This window comes from Paenibacillus chitinolyticus NBRC 15660 (assembly GCF_000739915.1).
GTDB lineage: Bacteria > Bacillota > Bacilli > Paenibacillales > NBRC-103111 > Paenibacillus_F > Paenibacillus_F chitinolyticus.
The window spans coordinates 611,354-633,170 of sequence record NZ_BBJT01000002.1 but is presented as its reverse complement, the minus strand read 5'-3'; the positions used below and the strand labels follow the sequence as shown (position 1 = coordinate 633,170).

At 56.2% G+C, this 21,817-nt stretch carries 14 protein-coding genes; 11 read left to right on the top strand and 3 right to left on the bottom strand.

From position 1 onward, the window contains the following. Window positions 1-467 precede the first annotated feature (467 nt). Window positions 468-1,517 (top strand): lytic polysaccharide monooxygenase, encoded by a 1,050-nt coding sequence (locus tag PCH01S_RS04285; RefSeq protein ID WP_042227089.1) that lies wholly within the window; start codon window positions 468-470, stop codon window positions 1,515-1,517. Window positions 1,518-1,692: 175 nt separating this feature from the next. Here PCH01S_RS04285 and PCH01S_RS04280 read toward each other — a convergent pair whose 3' ends face one another. Next, entirely contained in the window at window positions 1,693-2,763 is a 1,071-nt protein-coding gene (locus PCH01S_RS04280) for a YncE family protein (RefSeq protein WP_042227088.1), read from the bottom strand. A gap of 458 nt (window positions 2,764-3,221) precedes the next feature. On the opposite strand from PCH01S_RS04280, the gene PCH01S_RS04275 reads away from it, so the two are divergent. Further along, window positions 3,222-5,750: a DUF4855 domain-containing protein gene (locus tag PCH01S_RS04275; RefSeq protein ID WP_042227087.1), complete on the top strand. Its 2,529-nt coding sequence runs from the start codon at window positions 3,222-3,224 to the stop codon at window positions 5,748-5,750. A 241-nt stretch (window positions 5,751-5,991) separates the two neighbouring features. Here PCH01S_RS04275 and PCH01S_RS04270 read toward each other — a convergent pair whose 3' ends face one another. Both PCH01S_RS04270 and PCH01S_RS04265 read right to left on the bottom strand, forming a co-directional pair. Beyond that, window positions 5,992-6,705 carry a TioE family transcriptional regulator gene (locus tag PCH01S_RS04270; RefSeq protein ID WP_042227086.1) on the bottom strand — a complete coding sequence of 238 codons (714 nt, stop codon included), beginning with the start codon at window positions 6,703-6,705 and terminating at the stop codon, window positions 5,992-5,994. Between the two features lie 57 nt (window positions 6,706-6,762). Then, the gene (locus PCH01S_RS04265; protein ID WP_042227085.1) at window positions 6,763-7,032 is read right to left on the bottom strand and encodes a helix-hairpin-helix domain-containing protein; all 270 of its coding nucleotides are present in this window, start codon (window positions 7,030-7,032) and stop codon (window positions 6,763-6,765) included. Window positions 7,033-7,237: 205 nt separating this feature from the next. Between PCH01S_RS04265 and PCH01S_RS04260 the strand changes: the two genes are divergently transcribed. The 9 genes from PCH01S_RS04260 (at window position 7,238) to PCH01S_RS31590 (ending at window position 21,800) form a co-directional block, all read left to right on the top strand. Beyond that, on the top strand, window positions 7,238-8,200 hold the full coding sequence (locus tag PCH01S_RS04260; RefSeq protein ID WP_042227084.1) for an ABC transporter permease: 963 nt from the start codon (window positions 7,238-7,240) through the stop codon (window positions 8,198-8,200). 15 nt (window positions 8,201-8,215) lie between these two features. Beyond that, window positions 8,216-9,082, top strand: coding sequence for a carbohydrate ABC transporter permease (locus PCH01S_RS04255; protein WP_042227082.1), 867 nt, complete (start codon window positions 8,216-8,218; stop codon window positions 9,080-9,082). A gap of 61 nt (window positions 9,083-9,143) precedes the next feature. Further along, the gene (locus tag PCH01S_RS04250) at window positions 9,144-10,703 is read left to right on the top strand and encodes a type 2 periplasmic-binding domain-containing protein (protein ID WP_053228644.1); all 1,560 of its coding nucleotides are present in this window, start codon (window positions 9,144-9,146) and stop codon (window positions 10,701-10,703) included. 87 nt (window positions 10,704-10,790) lie between these two features. Beyond that, window positions 10,791-11,801: a response regulator transcription factor gene (locus tag PCH01S_RS04245; protein WP_042227452.1), complete on the top strand. Its 1,011-nt coding sequence runs from the start codon at window positions 10,791-10,793 to the stop codon at window positions 11,799-11,801. Next, window positions 11,802-13,610 (top strand): cache domain-containing sensor histidine kinase, encoded by a 1,809-nt coding sequence (locus PCH01S_RS04240; protein ID WP_042227080.1) that lies wholly within the window; start codon window positions 11,802-11,804, stop codon window positions 13,608-13,610. Window positions 13,611-13,776: 166 nt separating this feature from the next. Further along, window positions 13,777-17,496 carry a chondroitinase-B domain-containing protein gene (locus tag PCH01S_RS04235; protein WP_042227078.1) on the top strand — a complete coding sequence of 1,240 codons (3,720 nt, stop codon included), beginning with the start codon at window positions 13,777-13,779 and terminating at the stop codon, window positions 17,494-17,496. Between the two features lie 110 nt (window positions 17,497-17,606). Next, complete coding sequence (locus PCH01S_RS04230; protein ID WP_042227076.1) at window positions 17,607-18,662, top strand: SGNH/GDSL hydrolase family protein; 1,056 nt, start codon at window positions 17,607-17,609, stop codon at window positions 18,660-18,662. Window position 18,663: 1 nt separating this feature from the next. Next, the gene (locus tag PCH01S_RS04225; protein ID WP_042227074.1) at window positions 18,664-19,431 is read left to right on the top strand and encodes an SDR family NAD(P)-dependent oxidoreductase; all 768 of its coding nucleotides are present in this window, start codon (window positions 18,664-18,666) and stop codon (window positions 19,429-19,431) included. Then, on the top strand, window positions 19,428-21,800 hold the full coding sequence (locus tag PCH01S_RS31590) for a heparinase II/III domain-containing protein (RefSeq protein ID WP_042227072.1): 2,373 nt from the start codon (window positions 19,428-19,430) through the stop codon (window positions 21,798-21,800). The genes PCH01S_RS04225 and PCH01S_RS31590 overlap by 4 nt, the downstream gene beginning before the upstream one ends. The last annotated feature ends 17 nt before the right edge of the window (window positions 21,801-21,817 follow it).

The window sequence follows — 21,817 nt, the reverse complement described above, 5'->3', positions numbered from 1 at the left end:
GCCATGAACGGCAGGGCCGGAACAGACTACCGGTTTTTAGGCTTTCTGGATGGCTAGGCTAGGCGTGCCGCTGCTTACATGAGGAGAAAATAACCGCTATTATGTCTCCTTAAAAAGAAAAGAAACATTTGCATCATGTTCTTGTATAATTTGTAATATGAGGTATAATATGAGTTGTATTTTCGGCGTGTGCGCCGGTTTCCATGTTCTAGCCGGGTGGCTGTGGCCATGCAGTTTACTATCCGGCTGTTTTTGAAATCGCTTACGCACGCTGCCGAGAAGAGGAAAGAGGCTGCCGGTTTAGTTTGCAGCCAGGCCGCGATCCCGTGAAAGGAGGAGGATGCAGGGGTATCCGCAGGAATCATCTTTGCCGCTGCCCGCTTATACCTAATGTCTGACCCGGCTCCAGCGCCGGCATTTGTTAAAACGCTTTCATTTTCATTGCCCATTAAAAGGAGGAATTTATAGTGACCATTCGTTTGCCCTATCAAGGGATGATCAAGATGCTTGCGGCCGGAGCCATTATGCTCATGCTGTCCATCGCGATGCTTCTTCTGCTGGAAAATAAAGCTTCCGCTCACGGGTATGTCAGTAACCCGTCCAGCCGTGCCGCTCTTTGCGCCAGCGGAGTGAACAAAAATTGCGGCCTGATTATTTACGAGCCTTACAGCCTCGAAGCGCTTAAAGGCTTCCCCGCTGCAGGACCCGCCGACGGTAAAATCGCAAGCGCGAACGGCCTGTTCGCACCGCTGGACGAGCAGTCGTCCACCCGCTGGACCAAAGTAAACCTCAGCCCGGGCCCGACGACTTTCAACTGGACGCTGAAAGTTCCGCATGCGACGGCGGCTTGGAAATACTACATTACGAAGCAGGACTGGAACCCGAATGCGCCGTTGAGCCGCGCTTCCTTCGACCTGACGCCTTTCTGCAACGTACCGTACAAGGGACAACCTTCCGGTTCGTACTCCGACACGTGTAACGTTCCGAGCAGAACGGGCTATCAAGTAATTCTTGCCGTTTGGGAAATCTCCGATACGGCCAACGCTTTCTACAACGTAATCGACGTGAACTTCGGCGGATCGCCGGGAACTCCGGACACGACAGCTCCGACGGCGCCGGCAGGCCTGACGGCTTCGAATGTTGCCGCTACAAGCGCAACCGTATCCTGGACGGCGTCCTCCGACAATGTCGGTGTGGCCGGCTACCGGATCTACAACGGTTCCACTCAAATCGGCACGACTAGCGGAGCGCTCAGCTACAACCTGACGGGTCTGACGGCCAATACGGCCTATGCCATCACGGTTAAAGCCGTTGACGCTGCGGGCAATGTATCGGCCGCCAGCAACACCGTCAACTTCACGACAATCGCCGGCACGACTTATCCGGCTTGGAACGCTTCCACCGCTTATACGGGCGGAAGCAAGGTGACGTACAACGGCGTCAACTACGAAGCCAAATGGTGGACGCAGGGCGAAACACCCGGCAGCAACTCCAGCGTATGGAAAGTGATTCCATAACAACCTCCGCTGACCTTTAGTCCCAGGATGACTTCCGAGTATTCGGGAGTCATCTTTTTATGCTTACCGCACCCTTAGAGGATTGAGAAGCCCGGCCGTTCATTCGAATGAATGAGGCCGGGCTTCCTTAATCCCTGCCGGCTGAGGGGCCGGCGGGATAAACTTTGCGGGCGGATTACGACCGGATAACCGAAACGCTGTCACCGGCGCTGTTGGTTACATACACCCGGCTCGTTTTGGAATTGACGCTGAGATCCGACGGCTGGGCGCCGACCTTAAGGGTGGCAATGACCTTGTTACTGCAACCGCCGATGACCGAAACGGTTCCTCTCGATAATTTCAGAGAAGCGTTAACGACGAAGATGCGGTTCTTCTTTGTATCGATACCGATAACGGAAGGCTGGCTTCCGACCTTGATCGTGTCGATAACCGCCAGTTTTCTTTCGCTGATGACGGAAACGGTATTGGCGGTTGAATTTGCCGTGTAGACCCGGCCGGTTCTTACGTTGACTTTGATGTCGTTAGGAGAAACGCCAACACGGATTGTTTTGATGACTTTATTCGTTTTTCCGTTAATGACCGAAACGGTGCTGCTGTTCGTATTCGCGACAAAGATCCGGTTGGTCAGGGGATTAATCGCGATGGTGTCCGGTCCTGAGCCTACTTTAACGGTAGCGATTACTTTATTGGTGGCTCCGTTGATGACGGAAACAGTGCTGGCGTCGTGATTGGACACAAAGATTCGGTTGGTGATCGGATTGACAGCCGCGTTGAACGGCGTGTCGCCTACTTTAACGGTTGTGATGACCCGGTTGGTGCGCCCGTTGATCACGGTGACGGAGTTGCTGCCCGCGTTGACGGCAAATACCCGGCCGTTTGCGGCGTTCAAGGCGATAGCAGCTCCATCCTTGCCGACGTCAACGGACGATACCAGCCGATTCGTCGCGCCGTTCACGAGACTCACGCTTCCGGTAATTCCCGTGGGATTCGCTGTTACCCCCGTGTTTAACGTGTGAATACGGTTTTTTCGGGCATTGACCACCAGGCGATTCGGTGCGTTTTCGATAGGTATGGTTTTAATGACACGATTGGTAAGTCCGTTGATTACCGCCAGCGCATCCAAGCTCCGGGTGACGAACACCCGGTTCGTGTTGGGATTAATGGCAACATGGAGGGGAGAATTTAAAGGAATCGTAGCAATGACTTTCGGCGCTACTTTTCTTTGGATAAGGATTGCTTTCGACATGGATCGTAGTCCTGCCTTTCTATTGGGAACTACGACACTTTATTCAAGATCAAGACAGTTGCTTATGCGCCTGCCCATGCGAGACTTAATTTAACGTGTTTTTTGCCTGTGGCTTGACTGCATTTCGCCGGCTAACAAAGTGGAGAAGACCGGACCTCACGGAAAGAAAAAGCAAGAGGAGGGCAGCGACCGATTCAAACAGCCAAGCCGGATAGCTCGCTGCGATAGGCCGTGGTAAGCGGCTTTTTTGCCGTTTCCGCGTTTGAATTTCTGCTGGAGGGAGGAAAACGGAGAGTCATAAGGACCCTTTCATGCAAAACCTTGAGCACACACGAATTGAAAGCGCGAAGTAAAGAAGTGTATATAAAAGTCGGAAGTTATCTCTTTTATTCAAGAGGCGTGTCTCTTAAGGTTACATTGTAGGCGCTTTCATACCACCCAATTTTAGGAGGGAAATTATGAGTTCGAAGAAGAAATGGTTATCGCTGGCACTTGGAGCGGCCTTGATGGCTACGATGCTTCCCCAGGCATACGGCGCCCAGGCTCAGCCGGAAGTGCGCAATCTTGCCAAAGGCTTGAAGTACGAATGGTCCGAGGCTCCTCATTCAAACTATCCGGATCCTTCCGGTAAGCTTACCGACGGAGTGATCGGCAGCGCCAATGTGACGGACCCGTCCTGGGTCGGAAGCTTAAATAAGCAGACCCGTGAAATCGTCTTCGATCTGGGCGAGGCCAAGTCGATTTCCAAGATCCGGGCGCATTTTCTGCAGGATTGGCCGGGATCGGCGGTTCTTTTTCCTCTGACGGTCTCCATGTATGTGTCCGACGATAAGCAGAACTGGGGAACGGTAGCCCATAAAGCGACGGAGCATTTGTGGTCGGACGGCCCGCCTGTCGACCAGTTCTATACGTGGGACGGAAGCAAGGACGGCATTCCGAATGCGGGCTCCGGTGCGAAGATGGCCTACGCCCGTTATGTTAAAGTGGCGTTCTCCATGCATCCGAAGGCATGGGAGTTTATCGACGAGATCGAGATTTGGGGCGCCGACGGCAAAATCGAAGGAGCGAAGCAGGTGCCTGCGGAAGCTTTCGACTATATGCAGCCCGGTGAAAACACGGCCGGAATCCGCAACCTGTCGCTTCTGTACAACGGGTACTACTCGGACGGCGTCAAAATGACGAAGGAAAAACTGGTTCCCGAGATTGGGTATGTGAACAAGGAAGGAAAGCCGGTCGACTGGTTTTTTGACGGAGCCCTTGTCCTCGGCTTGCAGTCGCCACAAGGACGCGATTTCGGTGAAGGGGAGGCGCTGCTGACGGACTGGAAATGGTACCTGGACAAAACATTTGCGGCTCAGGGAGACCTGGATCAGCTCAACGAAGCGACGAAGGAAGTTGGCCAGAAGCTGGGACAGCCCGGCCACAAAACGAAAACGGTCATGATGATTCCTAATCCGGGCGAATATACAACCGATTTTGGCGATATCGACGGAGACGGTGTCAGCGAGAATTTCAACGAGGGTGCGGTCGGCAAGGATAAAGCCATCGCCAACCGGCAGAAGGTGATCCGCTGGTGGATCGACGAGGTCAGCCGCAAGTTTGAGGAAAAGCACTATTCCAATCTGGAGCTTTCCGGTTACTATTGGCTGCAGGAGCAGGTGGGAACGAGCAGCACGGGGCCGGATCTGCTGCGCTTTACGAACGGTCTCGTTCACGAGAAAGGTCTGAAGTCGTTCTGGATTCCCCATTTCCTCGCATACAAAAGCTTCATGTGGAAAGATGTAGGGTTTGACGCGGTCACTTTCCAGCCGAACTATTATTTCGAGCCCCTGAACATAGACCGCCTGCAGGACGCGGCCGAAACGGCCAAGCGCTTCGGAATGGGCGTCGAGCTTGAGTTCGACGACCGGTTGCTGGCCGATGCCGTTTTCCGCAAGAGATTCCTGGAATACCTGGATGCGGGCGAGCAGTTCGGCTTTAAGGGAAGCTCCTTCAAGGCTTATTATAAAGGCAGCGGGCCGGTCATGGCCCAAACGGCGGCAAGCTCCGATCCCGAGATTCGTGGCCTGTACGACAAGCTTTACGAGTTCACCAAAGGCGGGGCACCGGTGGGAGGGGCTCCCGTAGCTTCGGACAGCGTGATCAGCACAGCGCCGGATACGCCCGTCTCCGGTACTCTTCAGGTGACGGATGACGACGGCGATGCGCTGACTTACAGTATTGTGCGCAACGGCGCCAAGGGAAATGCCGCATTGACGGATGCGTCCAATGGAACGTTCACGTATACGCCGGGCAAGGGCCAGACGGGGACCGATACGTTCACGTTCAAAGCCAGCGACGGCAAGACGGACTCCAACGTTGCTACGGTAACGGTGACGATTGCGGCGGGCCAGACGGGCTGGCAGACCGTATTGACAGGCAGCGCAGCGGTTCCGGCGGGGGAGAAGTTCTCCGTCACCTACGGCTTGACCGGAGGAACGCAGGCGGTATACGCACAGGACCTTAAAGTCGAATATGATGCCGCCTTTATGGATTTTGTGTCCGCGAAGCCCGTCCTGGACGGAATCTCCCTGCTCGAAACCGACAAAAAAACGCCGGGACAGCTCCGGCTGCTCGTGGCCAGTCAAGGTGACAGCCATGCCGTGACGGGTCCCGCCAAGCTGCTCGAATTGACCTTCCGCAGCAAAAAGGATAATCAGACGATCAAAGGAGTCGTCTCCGTCACGAGCGCGGTGATGGGTGACCGCGAAGGAAAAGAAGCGGAGGCCGCGCCTTCGTCTCTGACGGTACAAACCCCGGGATCGGTTCCGGGCGATTATAACGGAGACGGCAAAGTGAGCGTCGGTGACCTGGCTATCGTGGCGGCTCCATACGGAAAAACGAAACAAAGTCCGGACTGGGAGCAGGTCAAGCACCTGGACATCAATAAGGACGGTAAAATCAACAATCAGGATCTCTCTGCCGTGGCGAGTAAAATCTTGAAGTAGTCTCCAGCCGCCGTCCGGCGTTGAACTGTTCATACCGGACGGTGACGGCGCACATGAACCAATGAATGCAAGCAGTGAAGAAACGATTGCAAGGTAACGTATGCGTTGAAAATAGCAGTGGGCTTGTTCCTGCCGTACGTCTGGCACGTACATGCACAGGAAGGCCCGTAGAACAGCCGCCCGCTTCCCAAGAAGGAAGCGGGTGGTTTTTTTGTGTGAAACTTGAAGGGGAGCCGGTCAGTCAATCGCGCTCCATTAATCCGACTTCTTTGCAAAGCTCGACGAGTTCAGAGACAGCCCGGAACTGCTGCCGGTTCCTTTCATGAATGCTATGAAGCGCTTGCTCCGTCACTTTTTTCGCCTTCTCGATGCTCTGGTGTTCCACGGCTTGTACGATATCCTTCATTCTGTCCAGAAAATAAACCGTTCTGCGCAGCGTGCGGATCAGCAGAATCTGCCGGATGTGCATAGGCGTAAAAATCCGGTACCCGTTGTCGGGATCTCTTCCCGGCTTGAGCAGCCCTTCTTTCTCCCAATGGCGGATGGCGGAATCCTGGACACCGGCGAGAGAGGCGGCTTCGCCTATGGTCATCGTGCTTTTCAGCTTTTTGTTGGCCAGGATCGGCAGCTCGGGGTTTTGGAGGAGAGCGAGTGTCTTGTCCGCCACCGCTTTTTCATGCTGGAGGACGGACTGCTCATGGCTGACGAGCCAGAACGCGCCGTCCATATCGCTGCGCTGGATATGGCGAAGCACCTCGCAGCTAAGTCCGACGCCGAAGGCGGGGAACAGGGTGCGCAGACAGCGGAAATACGCCAGATGCATCCTCGTGTACTGGCGGTACCCGTTCGCGGCCCGGTCCGGCGCCGGAACGACGCCCCACGATTCGTAATGCCGCAGGGCGCTCGTGCTGATGTGCAGTTTTCGGGCAATGTCAATGGGCTTGTAGTACTCCATGTCTCGGGCCTTTCTCCGCGCGGAAACGGCGGTTTCGATGCTTGTATAGGACGATGTTTAGGACGATGTTCCGGAAGCTCCGGGCTCTGAGGCGAAAGACAGGCCCTTGGCCGCCAGAGCGGGGCGCAGCGTTTCGATCCCTTTGGGACCCATGCCGTGCAGCTGCAGAAGCTCTTTCTCGGTGACCCGGGCAAGCTGCTCCAGCCGCAGAAAGCCGGCTCCGGCAAGCGCGCGGAGAGCGGGCTTGGACAAGCCAGCGGGAAAATCGGATTCCGGTCCGGACGCCACGGCTTTTTTATTCGGCCGGTCGGGAAGGTTAGTCGGCATGAAGATACCTCCTCTCCGTAAATAAGTAGATGTCTTAACACGGGCGCGGTTGAAGCTATGCTTACTATACCACGGGCCGTTGATGTTTTTTCTTGGGAATTGCGGGACCTTAAAAAAAGATAACTCATGTTAAGTCACGGTATCCCGATCGAGAAGCCCGTAAGGTACACTTCAATCATACCAAACAAAGCAAGGGTGATGGAATGTGAGCTACAGCGGGGCCGGTCTCGGAGCCGAAGCGAAAAGACAGCGTACGGGGAAGAAGGCCGGTTTTTTCTCCTATTACAGCCGGTTCAAAGTGTTATACCTCTTGTCACTCCCGGGTATCGCGTATTTCCTGATCTTCAAATACATCCCGCTGACGGGATCTGTGATGGCGTTTCAGGATTACAACATCTTCGCGGGAATCTGGCAAAGCGATTGGATTGGGCTCGACAATTTCAGGCGGATGATCGAGTATGCGGATTTCTGGCGCATTCTGGGCAATACGCTCGCCATCGGGTTTTATACACTGCTGTTCGGTTTCCCGATTCCGATCATTCTGGCGCTGATGATGAACGAGCTGCGCAATGCGGCTTACAAACGCTTTGTCCAGACGTCGGTTTATCTGCCGCACTTCCTTTCCTGGGTCGTCGTAGGCGGAATTGTGATCGAGCTTCTGTCCCCGACAAGCGGCGCCATCAATTACATCCTGGGCCTCTTCGGCCGGGAACCGGTGTACTTTATGGGAGAGGATTCGTACATCCGCTCGATTATCGTAAGCTCCGGGATATGGCGGGACGCCGGGTGGAGCACGATCATTTATCTTGCGGCCATGAGCGGCATCAACCCAGATTTGTACGAAGCCGCGCAGATGGACGGGGCGAGCCGCTGGAAGCAGACGTTCTCGATTACGATTCCGTCGATCATGCCGACGATTACGATTCTGTTTCTGCTGCAAATCGGGAATTTTCTGGATCTCGGTTTTGAAAGGGTTTTCGTTTTCCTGAATCCCTTGACGAACGGGAGCGGCGACATTCTCGACACGTACATCTACAGAGTGGGTTTGATCCAAAGAGAATACAGCTACACGACGGCAATCGGCTTGTTCAAGTCCGTAATCGGTTTCGTGCTAATCGTATCGGCGAATAAATTCAGCAAAAAAACTACTGGAGAAGGATTATACTAGGAAGGAGGAACAAGCTTGTCTCCCTTGGAAAAACAAAGCAAGACGGCGCTGCTGAATCCCGTGCTCCTTCTGCTCATCTCGCTGGCCATGATTTTGCCGATCTTGAACATCGTGGCCAAATCGTTCAGCGGAGCCGGAGCGCTCAGCAGCGGCAGCGTTCTGCTGTGGCCCTCCGACTGGACGCTTTCGAACTATGCCACGGTGCTCCGGCAGACGGCGATCTGGAGGGCGTTCGGCATCAGCGCCCTCGTCACGGTCGCGGGAACCTTGATCGCGCTCGTCATGACGGCCAGCCTGGCTTACCCGCTGTCCCGAACCGAATACAGGGAGCGCAAAGGGATTCTCGTGCTCGTGCTGATCACGATGATCTTCCACGCGCCCCTGATTCCGAACTACCTGCTCATCCGCTCGCTGGGGATGCTCGACAGCCTGTGGGCCCTGATGCTCCCGGGCGCAATCAGCGCGTTTAACTTGTTCGTGATGCGTTCGTTCTTCCAATCGATACCGAACGAACTGATCGAATCGGCGCGGATAGACGGGGCGGGGGAGCTGCGCATCCTGTGGACGATGATTCTGCCGCTTTCGAAGCCGGCGATGGCCACGATGAGCATCATTTATTCCGTAGCCCTCTGGAACAACTATTCCAACGCGCTTTACTATATAAACGAACGGGCTTTGTTCCCGCTCCAAGTGAAGCTGAGGGAATACGTCGTCACGGATTCCTCGGATCTCGCCAATACGGCGGGCGACATAGCCAACTTGTCACCGGAAGGCCTCAAAATGGCGGTTATCGTCATTGCGACGATTCCAATCATGCTTGTCTATCCGTTCCTGCAGAAGCATTTTATTAAAGGTATGCTGATCGGATCGATCAAATCTTAATCCCGCAATTCAAGCTGCTACGAATCAGGTTAGACACACGCACCTTAAGGGGGATGTCCACATGAAAAGATGGAAAAAAAGCGCGCTGCTCCTCACGTTGACCGCATCTTTGGCTCTTACGGCCTGCTCGGGCCAAGGGGCGAGTCCGAAGGAATCGCCCGGACCGGTGAAAGTGTCCCTGTCGCTGAGCGATTCCCTGAATAAATATGCGCTCGCCAGCACCGATATCAACAACGACAAATGGGCGAAAAAGCTCGGCGAGATGACCGGCGTACAGCTGGATATCAAGCTGGTGCCGCATGCCGAATTCAAGCCCAAGACGGCTCTCATGTTCGCCAGCAACGACATCCCCGACGTCATGAATACGATCCAGGGGATGTTCCCGGAAGGCCCGGATATGATTGGCGCGATAAAAGGCGGTCTGTTCATGCCGCTTGACGATCTCCTGAAGGAATACGGTCAAGATTTATTGAAAGCGATTCCAAAAGAAGCTTGGGACGAAGTCAAATACAAAGGTAAAATTTACGCCATCCCCGAATACTTATCGGTACCGACACGCAGAGCCACGTTTATCCGCAAGGATCTTCTGGACGCCACGGGGCTGCCGGCGCCGAAGACGATCGACGAGTTTCTGAATGTGCTGCGGGCCATGAAGAAGAACGGGGTCGAGCAGCCGTTCGCGTTCCGGCAAAACTTCGTCTACTCCGATTTTATTTTCGGCGCTTACGATGTGATGCCTTACAGCACGATGTTCGAGAAAATCGGCGACGAAGTCGTGCCGAAGTTTTTCAAGGTGGAACAGATGCAGAAAGCCCTCCAGGTTTACAAAACGATGTACGACGAAGGGCTGATGACCAAAGACTTCGCCAGCGTGGACGGCAACAAATGGACGAACAACATTAATGCGGGCAAGTCCGGTATCTGGAATCATAACGCCAACCTGCTCATGACCTGGATCAACACGACGAAGGTCACGAATCCGAAGTCCGAAGTCGTCATCATTCCGTCACCGGTAGGAGACGACGGCAAGGGCGGCATGATGAAATACAGCTACACCGGCGGCTTGTCGTATATTAACAGCAAGGTGAGCAAAGAAAAGGCGGCCGCCATCGTCAAAATGCTCAATTTCATGGTGACCGAGCAGGGCGACAAGTTCTTCAACTTCGGGATTGAAGGAGACACATATCAGACGCAGGACGGCAAAGTGGTTTACAAGCAGCCTAAAACGCCGGAAGAAACGTACGAGGAGCAGTTCCGCTCGGTTATTCTGCGCCTGGTGGAAGATACGGCGCTGAACCGTACGCTGCTGAACCAGACGGAAGACGGGAAGAAGCTGATCCAGCAATTCGATACGATCGTGGCCAAAGAAGGCCGGGACGGTATCTCGTTTGCACCGGAGCTTGCGTCCAGCGCCAAATTCACCGATGCCGGCCTGAAGTTCTCCGATATGCCGCCGGTTATCCTCGACCATATGCTCAAAATGGTGTACGGGAAGGAACCGATTTCCGACTGGCCGAAGGTGCTGGAGGAATGGAAAGCCAAAGGCGGAAATGATATCATCAAGGAAGCAACCGAGCGGTACAACAAGAAAGAAGGCGTCAAGCTCGGCGATTCGAACTGACGGTTTAAACATTTATCCACTCTCCGGGGCGGGTAAATGTTTTTTGCCTTCCGCAACATCAGATCCGTATACGAAGGAGGGGACGGCATGAAGCGAATTTTGGTGGTCGACGACGAACCGTTGATCCGTCAGGGGCTGGTCGCCATGCTGGAGCGGCTGCCGTACGATTTCGAGTGGGTGAGAACCGCCGGCAATGGCCAGGAGGCGCTTGAACGGATGAAGGAGTCGCTGCCGCAGCTTCTTTTGACCGACATCCGCATGCCCAAAATGGACGGTTTGGAGTTGTGCAGACAGGTGTACGACCAATATCCTCTCGTGCAGAAGGTGATTATCTCCGGGTACGGGGATTTCGAATATGCGCAGAACTGTATTTCGTACGGGGTAAAAGAGTATATTTTGAAACCGTTTACACCGGCTAAAATCGGCGATCTGTTGAACCGGCTTATCTCGCAGGGGAACCCGGCTCTGTCCATTTCCAAGTACGAGGATCTCATCGGGAACATAGCGGAGTCGGTGTGGTCGATGCGGATCGAGGAAATGGAGACGTATTTCGAGCAGCTCAAGTCTTACTGCCTCACGGCTTCCCGGACGGATTACGATTTTGTCCAGCTTTTGAAGGATTGTCTTCCGATGCTGAAGAAAAGGCTTGCCCTGAAAGGGTTTCACCCGGCTGTAGGGGAAATTCCGGATTCGGGCGATCATCTTCGTTATTTCGAGCAGCTGCACGTCAGCCTTCTGAAAATCATCGACGAGCTCGCGCTGCAAAGAGGGGGGCAGGATCTCATGCTGAAAGCCAAAGACTATATGGACGCCCATATCACGAAGGAGCTGTCGCTGGAGGATACCGCCGATTATTTGGGCATCACTCCGCAGTATTTAAGCTTTCTGTTCAAAAAAGTGCACAAGGAGACGTTCGTCCAGTACCGGATTCTCAAACGGATCGAGCTGGCCAAAAAGCTGCTGGAAATCCCGCGCTACCGCACCAACGATATCGCCTACGAGGTCGGCTACGAGAATTACCCGCACTTCTCCCGGATGTTTAAAAAAGTGACCGGCGTTTCTCCGCTTGAATACCGGCAGCAGTTGGGTATCAAATAAATGAAAAAGACGTTGTCCCGGACCATCTTTATTTACATCGCGGTTGTCGTGATCATTACGGCGTCGTCGATCGGCTGGTTTTCCTACCATATTTCTTCCAGCCAACTGCGGCAGCAAAACGAACAGCATCTGATCGAGGCGGTATCCAATGCGGTCAATCATACGGATCTGTATTTGAAGCTGTACGAGCGCGCCCATCTTTCTCTTTTTACCCACCCGGACATAAGAAAATTTCTGGATTCTCCGCCGAAGGACGATTACGCGTATTTTCAATATACGGATACGCTCAAAAAGCAGGTCATTGACCCGCTTTTTCTGAAAACCCCGGAAATTATGACCGTCTATTTGACGGATTACAGTAAAAACTGGGTGTATTTCGTAAACCCGGCCCTAAAAATTATTCAGGACCCGGTTCCCGGAGCGACGGTGGAGGAGCTGGACAAGGAAACCGATTCCAACGGTAACCTGACGATCATCAATAACAGCGTGTTTACGGAAAGCGACACTCAGTTGATTACGCTCTCGCGTAAAATACACGGTCAAGTGTTTAACGAATTTAAAGGCATTTTGACGATTCAGATCAAATCGGATGAATTTTCCACGCTGTGGAAGGGAGTCAACCTCGGACCGGGCGGCTTTTTCTCTATTGTGGATCACGAAGGAAGGATTGTGCATCATCCCGACAAAACCCGAATCGGCAAAGTAATCGGCGGCGAACTGCTCGCCAAGCTCGAAAACACGCAGCTGACCTCGTTCACGGACGCTTCGTTCGGAGAAGAGCGCATGATCGTCAGCCGGAAGTCCTCGTATTCGGGATGGAATCTCATGGTGTCGATCCCGACTGAAGACATCAACAGGCCTATCGCCAGCATCCGGTATTTATCGTTTCTGGTCGGGGGCATCACGCTGCTTATCGCGCTGCTCATCTCGTATCGGTTTGGCCGGATCATCACGAAACCGATCCATATCCTCAAAAGAGGCATGCGGCAGACCGAGCAGGGAAACTGGATGAAGATTCCCCAACTGCGCACACGCAACGAATTCAGCGAACTTATCGACCGCTATAATTTGATGGTCGCAAGCCTGTCCGAGCTGATGGATACCTTGTACAAAACGGAGCTGAGCAAGAAAGACGCGGAGCTGGAACGGCAGAAAGCCGAGCTTCAATCTCTTCAGCTCCAGATCAACCCGCATTTTCTGTACAATACGCTGGAAAATATCATTTGCTACGCAGTGATCCGGCAGTCCGAAGAAATCACGGAAATTGTGGACGCGATCGCCGCCATGTTCCGCTACTCGGTGCAGACGCATATCGAAGAAACCGCCATCGTCAACGAGCTTAAGCATGTGCTGAACTATATGACGATCATGAAGCACCGGGTAGGCCGGGATTTCGAACTGGATGTGCGGATAACGCCCGAGTTTTTCCTGAAAAAGACGGCCCGCCTCACGCTTCAGCCGCTTATCGAGAATGTGTTTCAGCACGCGTTCGCGGACGGTATCGAGGATTATCATTATATCCGGCTGGACGCTTGGACGGACGAGGAGGAGAGAGATCTCGTAATCGTCATCGAGGACAACGGGGTAGGCATTCCTCCCGAGAAGCTGGCTTCCCTGAAACGGCAGCTGGAGTCCAATCAGCTCGCCGATTCCGCGCTTGGCGGCCGCAAAGGGCACGGAGGAATCGGGCTGATGAATGTGCACCGGCGCATCCAGCTCGTGTTCGGAGAGAAGTACGGCCTGTCCATAAGCAGCATCCAGGGCCAAGGCACTTCGATTTCCATCCGGTTTCCGAACATCGGCTCCTGAACCGGATGCTACAGCAAGCAGGGCCTGCTCGTATCGAGCAGGCGTTTTTTTATTTTACCGGAGGCGGAAATTAAAAAAACACAATGCAGATTAAAAGGCGTCATGGGTTTGCGGTCAGGCGGAACTTATAATAGGCATGAATTGAAACCGAGAGGATGGTGGATGGATGATTAAGAGCGTGCCGGATTTTAGAGCGCGTGTCCGTGTCTTTCTAAGTTTGCAGCTGGTTCTCTCTCTATGCCTTTCTTTAGTTTTCGTCACAAGTGTAAGCGCTACCGAAACGGCTGGGTCCGAAGATTTAACCGTTCCGGCCCCGGCCGCCGGCTTGACCGGCCCGTGGCTTGAGTCTTTCGAGAGCTACGGTTCTTCCCAAACGGGATACACATCCCCGGTAGGCGCCAGTCCGACAGCCGCACAGCCCTGGACAACGGTCACGGGCGGAAGCGCCGGCTGGAGCGTAGGCGAGGAGCCCGCCTCGGGGTCTGCGGAGGCCAATCATTTCCTGCAGCAGACAGATCCGACCAGCGGCACTTCCTACCTGATCGCCAACGGCTATTGGGGAACGGATAATCCCGTCCTGACGGACGGCAGTATAACGTTGTCCGGCCGGGTGAAGGTAACCGGTGCCAACTCCACCTACGCGGGACTGGCCGCGAAATATTCGGTCAGCGGTACGAAGCCGACCTACTACCGGTTTATGACCAAGAAAAATTCGGTCAGCTACCAGTTTTATCTGGAGAGGGTGACGGGGACTTCCAAAACGGCCGTTCCGCAGACGCCCGGAAGTCCGAACGCCAGCGGCGTATCGGTACCGAATACCGTGCTGAATCCTTTCTTCGACAGCCAGGGCTACCTGCCGCTGAAGCTGGACGTGATTCACCGGGAAGACGGCAGCCTTAAGCTGGACGGCTACTACGGCGGCACGCTTGTCCTGTCTGGCACCGACGTTTCTCCGCTGACGGCGGGCGGGGTCGGCCTTTACAGCCAGTCGGGCACGACCGCCTTCGACGATATTCAGGCGGCGGCCTACACGGGCGGCGGACCCGGACAGCCGGGTGTTCCGTCCGCTCCGGCGGGCGTATCCGCGTCCCCTTCGGGAGCGGGAGCCGTCAAGCTGACGTGGACGGCCGTGCCGTCCGCCGCCGGCTATAACGTGAACATGTCCGCGAACGCCGGGGGGCCTTTCACGACGCTCAACGCGTCACCGGTCACGGCGACGGAGTATACCGCCGCGGGCTTGACACCGGGACAGACGTACTATTTCACGGTCAGTGCCGTGAACGCCTCGGGCGAGGGCGGCGCAAGCGCGCCGGTGAGCGCCGTACCGCTGGCGTCCGCAAAGCCCCCCGTCACGACGACGGCGGAGCTGCTGACCCGTCTTAACGCGGCAGTGCCCGGGGAAGTGATCGAGCTGGCGGACGGCAGCTACACGGGATTCACGGTCCGCAGCAGAAACGGCACTGCGCAGAATCCCATTGTCGTGAAAGCGCAGCACAAGGGCAAGGCCGTTTTCGCCTCCACGGGCCTAACGGTCGAAACCAGCTCTTATATCACGATCCAGGATATGGAGTTCCGGATGAATCCGCAGGACAAATGGATTAACCTGAACGGCTCCAACAACATCCAGATCACGAATAATTATTTCCATTCCCAGAACACCACGACCGCAGCGGACAAATCGAACTGGATTTATATTAAAGGAACGAACAGCCACCATAACCGCATCGATCATAACTTGATGGAAAACAAACGCGACCGGGGCAAGTTCATTCTGTTCGACGGCGTATCAAGCCGTCCGGAAGGTTCAACCATCCCGTATGAAATTACCCGGTACGATACGGTCGAGTACAACGTTTTCCGCAACACGCTGGAGCGGCAGTCCAACGAATCGGAGCCGATCCGCATCGGGGTGTCGGTTTTATCGGGCCTCGATGCCCATGCCACGATCCAGTACAACGTGTTCGATCACTGCGATTCGGACACGGAGATCGTTTCGGTGAAAAGCGGAGCGAACACCATCCGCTACAACTATTTCGTCGAGTCGCTCGGAAGCGTAACACTGCGAACGGGCAGCGGTTCCAGCGTATACGGCAACATGTTCATCGGCAAAGGCCGTCAGGTGCCCAGTACCGATCCCGACGATGCTCCGCTCGGCACCGGCGGAGTCCGTGTGTACGGCGAGAACCACAAGGTGTATAACAATTATTTCGAAGGTCTGACCGGCACGAACTGGGACGCCACGCTTGCGTTCACGACTGGCGACAACGACAACATGACGGGTCCCATCGATCCGACGAACAACCACTATATCGCCAAAAACATCGTGATCGCCAACAATACGCTGGTGAACAACAAAAGCGGGATCGAGCTTGGTATGGTCCGCTACGGAACGGCGCCGAAAAATCTCACCTTCGCTAATAATATCGTCGTCGGCTCTCAGGACGAGCTGATCCGCATCATGACTCCGGTTCCGGGGTTGACGTGGTCGGGCAACATCATGTTCCCGCAGAAAGGCGTGCCGCTCGTTACCGGAAATTCCGCGCCGTTGACGGAAGACGAGGTCAAAGTCGTCTACCCGAGCCTGCAAAACGCCACCCTGGAGCTCGGACCTCAAGACTATCCGTGGCTGTGGGCGTCGAGCGAATATGAGCCGCTGCGGCATATCGTCTTTAAGAAGCTCGCTGCGGACAGTCCGGCCATCGACGCTTCAAAAGGCAATTACGCGAGCGGCGGTCCGCTGTCTTTCGTAACGGAAGACATGGACAGGGAAGCGCGGTCGGGTATACCCGATGTCGGAGCGGATGAGTATACGCCCGACGGAAGGACGGACGCCGAAGCGCCCGCCTGGCCGTCTCCGAATCCGCTGGCGACGGACAGCGTGACACCCCGCACGGTGAAGCTGAAATGGACAGCCGCAGCGGACGACACGGGAATTACGGGCTACCGCATTTACCGCAGCGGCGCTCTTATCGACACGGTATTCGGAGATGTCTTGTCGTACGAGGCGGGCTCTCTGCAGCCGGGTACGGCTTACACGTTCAAGATCGAAGCGCTGGACAGAGCGGGTCATAAAACGGCCGGCAATACCGTTAGTGTGACAACGCCCGCTTTTACGGGAATCAGCCTCACGGGCGTACCGGCCCAGCTCGCCCTCGGCGGAGTGCCGAAACAGCTTTCCGTTGTCGCGCATTATTCCGACGGGTCCGCGGAGCCCGTGCCTTCCGGCGCCGTATTCACAAGCAGCCAGCCGGGCGTGCTGGCCGTCTCGGCCGAAGGCAGGCTGACTCCAGCCGGGCTGGGCATGTCTTCGGTAAGCGCCGCTTACGGAGGCAAAACCGCCCCGGCGGTTGTGTACACGGTGCGTTCTTCTTCCACGAATCCGTTTGCGATCGGGGGAGACACCTATGTGGACAATATTTTGTCCGACAAGGCGGGAACGAATTTCAGTACGGAGCCCGAGATGCAAATCAAGCGAAAATCGGCCAGCCGCCGAAACGGTTACATAAAAGCGGCTCTTCCGGCGCTCGCGCAACCGGTCGATTCGGTCCAGTTGAAGCTGTTCGTCACCTCGGCCCAGTCCGGTTCGGACCTCCAACTGACCGGCATTCTGAATGACGACTGGAATCCGGCGGAGGTAACGGCAAACAATCAACCCGCCCGTTCTTATTCCGATATCCCGCTCGGTTCCAAGACGCCTCTGGCGGACGGCAGCTACGTGATTTTCGATGTCACGGAGTTTTATAATACCCCGCAGGCTGCTCTGGACGGCGTTCTCAGCTTTCGGCTTAGCATGAATGAAAACGACCGGGAGGCCAGAATCGCATCCCTCGAAGGAACCGATCCGGCCAAGGCTCCCGTCCTGCTTATCACGACGATGAATCCATAACTAATCACAGAACTTATCGGAATCCGTTCCTAAAAGATGTAAAAATCCCGGAAATCCAACAATCCCGGGCCATCTTATCCGCTGCCGGATGAACGGGGAAAGGCGCAAGCATGCTGCATAACGGAGTGTATTTTCATAATGTTTCGGAGCTGGAGCAGAGGCCGGGATTGCCGGGTCTTCTCCTTCAGAGGTTTCCCCGGGAAGTCCGGGAGGCCCTGTCGGCCAAAGGCCGCACAAAAGCGGCGGAGTCCAGCGGGTGCGAAATCCGTTTTGTGACGGAAGCGCCCTATGTGCGGGTTACGCTCGGAGCGCGGGAAAAGGACGGCCGCGTCTATGTGTTCCGGGGCGATTTTTTCCACGCCGCTTATGATCTGAAAGCCGGGACCGCCGTTACCCTCCAGTTGGAGGAGCCGGAAAGGTTTGCCGAGGTGCACAGGTCCGCTCTGCAAAGCGGGGCATTCTCGTCCGATGTGTGGCGCGTTTACTGCGACCGCTTTACGGCTGTTTTCTACGACCTCGATGCTTTCGGTTACGAAGTCCATCCGCCGCATAAAGCGGAGATGCCGCAGCTGACTCTGCTCGCCTACGGATCTTCCATCACGCAGGGGGCGGGCTCGCTCAGCCACACCGGCAGTTACGTGCGGCAGGCCGCCGTAAGGCTGGGAGTCGACGCCGTTAATCTGGGGCTGAGCGGAACCTGCTACTGCGAGAAAGAAGCCGCCGACCATTTGGCGCGCAGAAGCGGCTGGGATGCCGCATTTCTGGAGCTGGGCGTCAATATGCGCAGTGTCATGGACCCGCCCGAATTCGAGCGCCGGATCACGTACTTGCTCGATGAGGTGACGGGGCGCAACCCGCATAAGCCTGTTTTCGTGACGACGATCTATCCGAACCGGGCGGCTTTTTTTCGGGATGAGGAGCATGTGTTTACGAAACGCGATCTGATTTTCAATGACATGCTCAGACGATACGTTTCGGACCGGAACCATTCTCTTCTTCATCTGCTGGAGGGAAGCGAAATCATGACCGATTTTGTTTCCCTGACGACCGATCTTATCCATCCCTCCGATTACGGGCATATCCGCATGGGGGAGCATTTGGCACGACTAATTGAGCCGGTTATTACAGAACTGCGCACATCTATCCGAGAAACAGGGGGAATTTGAAATGGCTATCGACTTAACGGGAAAAATTGCACTTGTAACGGGTTCCAATGCGGGAATCGGGCGTGCCGTCGCGATCGCTCTCGCCGCTCACGGAGCGAAAGTCGGCATTAACTGTCTGAGCAACACGGCCCAGGGGGAGGAAGTCGTGGAGACGATCCGCGCAGCCGGCGGCGAAGCCGTTCTGGTTCAGGCCGATGTGACGGATATCGCGCAAATCGACCGTCTTTTAAGCGAAGTGGAAGCGGCCTTTGGCGGTACCGTCGATATTTTGGTCAACAATGCCGGTCACCTGGTACAGCGTGTTCCGAACGCGGAAATGACCGAGGACATGTACACGCGGATCATGGACGTCAACTTCAAGAGCACGGTCTTTATGTGCAAAAGAGTGCTGCCAGGCATGGCCGCCAAAGGCTCCGGCCGAATCGTCAATATGACCTCCGTCGCGGCCCATAACGGGGGCGGTCCGGGCTCCAGCATTTACGCGGCCAGCAAAGGCGCCGTGATGGCTTACGCCAAGGGGCTGGCCAAAGAAACTGCCGGAAGCGGTATCACGGTCAACAATGTGTCTCCCGGATTTATCGGGAACACGATGTTCCACGCCACGTTTACGACGGATACCGCCCGTCAGGCCACGATTAACGGCATTCCGCTTCAGCGTGAGGGAACGCCTGAGGATGTAGCCGGAGCGGTTCTATACCTCGCCTCAGATCTGGCCTCTTACCTGACAGGGGAGACAATCGAGGTTAACGGCGGGATGATGATGAGATGACAAGAGAACGGGAGCGGGAACGGGACCGAGCGAGAATCTACGAAAAAAGGGAATCCCGGCAGGAGCCTGCGGATACATCCGGACCCAAGCGGCAGAGCAATCCCGTACCTCGATGCCACGGCAAGACGGAGCCGCTACTCCGGGAGGAACCCGGAGAGGTCACGGCACAGAGCGGAGCGGGCCGCCCCGCAGCGGCTTCGGAGCCGCTGTCCTTGGCACAAGGAAGTCTCCGGGACAAGACGGCCCGTTTTCCGTGGGCGAAAGAGACGGCGGAAGCTATCCGTGAGGAACTTCTCCGGCTGAATGCCGCAGGGAGCCCGGCGATACCGCAGGAACCCGGCGGCTGGTGGCACCAGTACGTGTGCCCGGTCCATCATACGGAGCTGCTGTTCGATCCGGCCGAGGCGGAGGCCTCGTCATTCCGCTGCCCGTACGGATGCGTCCTGGAAGGCGCAGAATACCGGGGCGCCTGGCTGGTGTTCAAGCACCAGTCGCTGGCGCGGACAGCCCTTGAAGCGGCTGCCGTGCATGCGTCTCTTGGCGACGAGTCCTGCGCGCGGCTCGGCAAGGAACTGCTCATCGCGTACGCGGAGCAGTTCCCGCTCTATCCCGTGCACGCGGGCGCGCAGGGCTGGATGCTGAAGGGCAGAGCCTTCCACCAGGCGCTGACCGAAGCGATCTGGTCGACGACGCTGCTCGGCGCCTACCTTCTGCTGCGCGACGAAGGCGTATCGTTCAGCGAGGAGGAGACGGCAGCGCTCGGCATTTTCATGGGACTCTTGGAGGAAAGTATGACGGAGTATCGTCATATTCTGATCCATGAGCGGCAAAATGCCGAGAACAACTATACCGCCTGGCTGAATGCCTCCCTTTCCTGCGTCTATGTGGCCCAAGGCCGGAAGGACGCGCTGGAGGCACTTATCGAAGGCGAAGGGGGCTTTAAACACCACTTGTCCATCGGAATCAACGCGGATGGATTTGAGTTTGAAGGCAGCACGTATTATCACGTGTTCGTGCTGCGCGCCTATCTCATCTCCGCCCGGATGGCGGAGAGGTTCGGCATCGACCTGTATGCCTGCGAAGGCGGGAACGGCCGGTCGATGCGCGGGATGTTCGAGGCCATGGCGGATCTGGCCGACGACCGGGGCGTGCTCCCGGCCCTGCACGACGGCCCGATGGAGCGAGGGCCTTACGCCCGGGAGATCGCCGAGATCGCCGAGCAGGGGCTGTCCCGCTACGGGATCGGCGGCCTGCGGCCGATCCTCCGCGAGGCGTACCGCCAGCTTGGCGGAACCCTCGCGTCGCCGCATGCCCGCTGCGGGCTGGAGGCGCTGCTGTACGGCGAGGACGTACAGCCGGATGCCGCCGGTGAAGGAGGGAAGCCCCGGAGAGGCGCGCGGCTTTGGGCGGATACCGGCTTCGCTGCCGGCAGGAGGGCCGGGAATCCGCTCTCGTTCTTCGCCGATTTCGGCGGGCACGGCGGTGCTCACGGCCATTTAGACAAGCTTCATCTCAGCGTCATGCATCCCGCCGGGACGCTGACGCCCGACTTCGGGGTGGTGCCTTACGGGTCACCCCTGCGTCAAGCGTGGTACTCCGAAACGCACAGCCACAACACCGTTACGCTGGATGGCCTGTCACAGGCGCCCCACACGGGGCAGTGCAGGCGATTCGAGGAAACGGAGGAGGCGCTTTACGCGTGGTTTCAATCGACCGGGGCGTATCCCGGCTGCACGCTGGACCGGCATCTTCTGCTGACGGATGACTGGCTCCTGGACTGGTTCCGGGTAACCACGGATGACAGCGGGCCGCGATCCATACAGTGGTGGATGCATTCGGCTGCGGAACCGCTGCCTGTTTCGGAGGAACCCGGAGAGCTGCCGGGCAAGGAGCATCCGGCCGCTGCCGGAACCTGTGAAGGGAACGTGGGAGCGAATCCCGTCCTGCTTGCGGAAAGCCTGAAGGATGTCCAGTTTGCGGGAGCATCCGGCGGGAAGTCTTCGTTAGCCGGCAAGCGGGACCTGGACCCGGCGGCTCCGGCCACCGTGCAAATACGGTATGAGCTCGGCGGCGAATCCGTGTACCACACCGCGCTTGTCATGCCGGGAGATGAGCTGATTACCGTACGGACTCCGGGAGATTCCGTCGATCCCTGCAGGCTTCTGACCGCGATTGTGCACAGCCATACGGGAGCGTCCGCTGATTTTATCCACGTCTATCGGGCCGGTCAAGCTGCGGAACTAAGACGGCACCAGGAGGGCGTTGTCGAAGTATCGGTACGGAAAGCGGATTCCGGAGAAACTTGTGCAAGAATAGTCCGCCTTTCCGGCAAAACAGGGCTGGAGCTGATGGAACCGGGCGGCGAGTGATTCGCGGGAATTACGTG

What these genes read in the sequence shown, in the direction of transcription:
- PCH01S_RS04275 (WP_042227087.1), top strand. Translation starts at nt 3,222, where the DNA reads ATGAGTTCGAAGAAGAAATGGTTATCGCTGGCACTTGGAGCGGCCTTG.
- PCH01S_RS04280 (WP_042227088.1), bottom strand. Translation starts at nt 2,763, where the DNA reads ATGTCGAAAGCAATCCTTATCCAAAGAAAAGTAGCGCCGAAAGTCATT.
- PCH01S_RS04245 (WP_042227452.1), top strand. Translation starts at nt 10,791, where the DNA reads ATGAAGCGAATTTTGGTGGTCGACGACGAACCGTTGATCCGTCAGGGG.
- PCH01S_RS04270 (WP_042227086.1), bottom strand. Translation starts at nt 6,705, where the DNA reads ATGGAGTACTACAAGCCCATTGACATTGCCCGAAAACTGCACATCAGC.
- PCH01S_RS04225 (WP_042227074.1), top strand. Translation starts at nt 18,664, where the DNA reads ATGGCTATCGACTTAACGGGAAAAATTGCACTTGTAACGGGTTCCAAT.
- PCH01S_RS04240 (WP_042227080.1), top strand. Translation starts at nt 11,802, where the DNA reads ATGAAAAAGACGTTGTCCCGGACCATCTTTATTTACATCGCGGTTGTC.
- PCH01S_RS04235 (WP_042227078.1), top strand. Translation starts at nt 13,777, where the DNA reads ATGATTAAGAGCGTGCCGGATTTTAGAGCGCGTGTCCGTGTCTTTCTA.
- PCH01S_RS31590 (WP_042227072.1), top strand. Translation starts at nt 19,428, where the DNA reads ATGACAAGAGAACGGGAGCGGGAACGGGACCGAGCGAGAATCTACGAA.
- PCH01S_RS04265 (WP_042227085.1), bottom strand. Translation starts at nt 7,032, where the DNA reads ATGCCGACTAACCTTCCCGACCGGCCGAATAAAAAAGCCGTGGCGTCC.
- PCH01S_RS04230 (WP_042227076.1), top strand. Translation starts at nt 17,607, where the DNA reads ATGCTGCATAACGGAGTGTATTTTCATAATGTTTCGGAGCTGGAGCAG.
- PCH01S_RS04250 (WP_053228644.1), top strand. Translation starts at nt 9,144, where the DNA reads ATGAAAAGATGGAAAAAAAGCGCGCTGCTCCTCACGTTGACCGCATCT.